At 42.9% G+C, this 2,387-nt stretch carries 2 protein-coding genes and 1 pseudogene; all 3 read right to left on the reverse strand.

Translation table 11 applies throughout. The features are described 5' to 3' along the window. Positions 1–440: 440 nt before the first annotated feature. The 3 genes and pseudogenes from PX482_RS04565 to PX482_RS04575 all read right to left on the reverse strand — a co-directional run bounded on the left by PX482_RS04565 (position 441) and on the right by PX482_RS04575 (position 2,051). Positions 441–1,115 (reverse strand): annotated as a pseudogene (locus tag PX482_RS04565) (DUF1345 domain-containing protein). 162 nt (positions 1,116–1,277) lie between these two features. Beyond that, complete coding sequence (locus PX482_RS04570; RefSeq protein ID WP_002757655.1) at positions 1,278–1,823, reverse strand: hypothetical protein; 546 nt, start codon at positions 1,821–1,823, stop codon at positions 1,278–1,280. Positions 1,824–1,859: 36 nt separating this feature from the next. Next, positions 1,860–2,051 (reverse strand): HMA2 domain-containing protein, encoded by a 192-nt coding sequence (locus tag PX482_RS04575; protein WP_002757656.1) that lies wholly within the window; start codon positions 2,049–2,051, stop codon positions 1,860–1,862. Positions 2,052–2,387 lie beyond the last annotated feature (336 nt).

The following is a 2,387-nucleotide window of genomic DNA, read 5'->3' on the forward strand; positions in this document are numbered from 1 at the left end:
GCACCCTAAAGTGTCACATTGAAAATTTTATCTAAATCGTCAAAACGATTGCCGGCTCTGAATTACAGGCTAATTTGTTTGCCCAGCAGATGCACAATTAGCCCTAAAAATCTGATAGCTCTGATACCAAATTATTGAGATAAACTCTCATTAAGCTGGCGATCGCTGACTAGAGTGTGACACTTCATAATTCTTAGTAATCGCTAAAAGTCTTACTATACAAGGGCTAGAGCAACTTTTGATTTCAACGACTAGGGTGCGGAATGTGGGTTAAAAAACTACACCTATGAGATCGTACCGCAGCCACATCTAAAAGAGGTGGTTCTCTCAACATCATGGGGAAGAATGTATAGCAGAATACAAAATATCAGATTTACTGATCACCATAAGCAGGGGAGATATCCCCGATAGACATTTGGCTCGTTTGAGATCAGACACAATTAAATGAGATTAGAAATTATGTTTACCACTAAACCGATGACTACTGCTACTAAGATAAAAGAGAGGATGGAATGAAAGAGTGTCATGCGTCGCATCGCAACGCTTTCAACGGATACGTCCGATGTCTGGTAACACATAGCGATAGTAAAAGAGTAATACATAAAATCCCAATAATCCACAAGTTCTTGATTGGGAAAGTCTAAACCTTTGCGGTAAGCGGATGAATCTTCTGCGGATAGTTCATCGTACTAGAGTCTGGCATAATACAGAGCAAAAAAAGTATGTACCAGAGTCCAAGACAAAAAGATCGCTAATAGGGACAGTCCCATGTGCAAATTCGTCAACAAGGGAGTCCATTTCTTGGAGTTGTTGAGTAATAAAGAAAGAGCAATTAACCCCATACCAGAAAATAGCAGCACAGCAAATAAAGTGCTAATACCCTTGGGTTCTTGCTGTTGAGACAGACGAAAGGTATCTTCCGCAGTCGCTTTGGACATTTGCACTGCTAAAACACTCAAATAACTTAGTATCGCTAGATCGTAAGCCAAGAGAAACCGCAATTCCTGGTAAAATTCTCCCGTGATTAAATAAACGAAAATTGCCACTGTCAGCGTGAAGAGAAACCGGTTGATGGGAGAAGTCAGCCGAAAAATCATTTTGGGCTTGGCGGTCATTTTTAAGAGCCTTGATTTTCACAGATCTAGTTTAGTTGAAACGGTATGGTTTTCTCAGGATAGCCTAGCAGTCAATTCTCAGGCGAGAGCAGTAAACTGGCCCCTCTTTTCCCTTCGGGTAAAAATTCTCGATCGAATTGGCAATTTAGTCCCAGACAAGGCCTAATCAGTTGCACTCCTCGTACCTGAAATAGAGATTGCGAGCCTGTATTTTGGAACTTTTAAAGGTATTTGCGATATTTTTTCAATCGAGCTTCTGCCGGTGCTGGTAGCGCAATCTATGGTTGCCGGACTGTGGACGTACCACCGCCTCAGCCAAGCTGAACCGATCGCTGCCACCGGCTGTAAGGCGGCGAGGCAGTCTTCTAGTTTCTCGATTGATTCAGCCTGCTCTTGACACTGGCGCTGCCAAGAATTGACGGGTAAGGCTTCCAGCTGCCGATAAACTAAAGTTTGGCTCGGTATCTCGTTTAGAGGATTTTTATCATCTTTACTTTCTCCTGTCTGGGGACTGATCACTGTTTGGGTCTGTTCCACCTTTGCATCGGCCAGATTTTCCCTCACCAGCAATTTCTCTTCCGGGGGACGAGGAACTTGTTTTTCCGCCTTGAATTCAGCTTTCTGGGGGACTTCTGCCCCTGGGTTCGCCGAAGCTGCGGCCTTGCCGATCGCGGTTGCCAGTTCTTGCTCTAATTGTGCGGGAGACATTTTCCCTTCAGCAAAGGTGACAATGATTGAGTTAGCCTAGGGGTTGATGCGGACGCTGGTAACGCTTTCTAGAGCAGCGATCGCTCCCTGGAGAATATTTTGTCCTGTTAGGTTTTGGCGCAGGGAAGGGACACGCCAGCGGATTCGCCCAGGAAGTGAGCTAACCACTTGATAGGAGATTGGGGGGGTAGCATTTGTGGAAAATTCAGACGTGCCACCAAATAGCATAATAATTTAGCCAATAAGCATTGACAATAGGAACTTTATCATCTTTTACAGTAGATTTATTGCAGCAGTTCTCATTTTGAAAAAAATCAGATAAAATTCTCTTATTTAAATAGAGAACTTGTGTAGAAGCATTATTTTTTGACAGATAATTATCATCCAACGCTGGAGATAGACAGGTTTTAAGAACTCTGTCCATGAAAAATCGATTTCAACTCATAAATTCAGATAAAATTCGGTTCTTCGTTACTTGGTATGGTTCGATAGGGGGGCATAAATCGACTAAATCCTTATCTGGCAAGAGACTTAATTGATTAGTTCGCTCTAGAGCAAAAACAA

It is taken from the genome of Microcystis sp. M53602_WE12, assembly GCF_030065455.1.
GTDB lineage: Bacteria > Cyanobacteriota > Cyanobacteriia > Cyanobacteriales > Microcystaceae > Microcystis > Microcystis aeruginosa.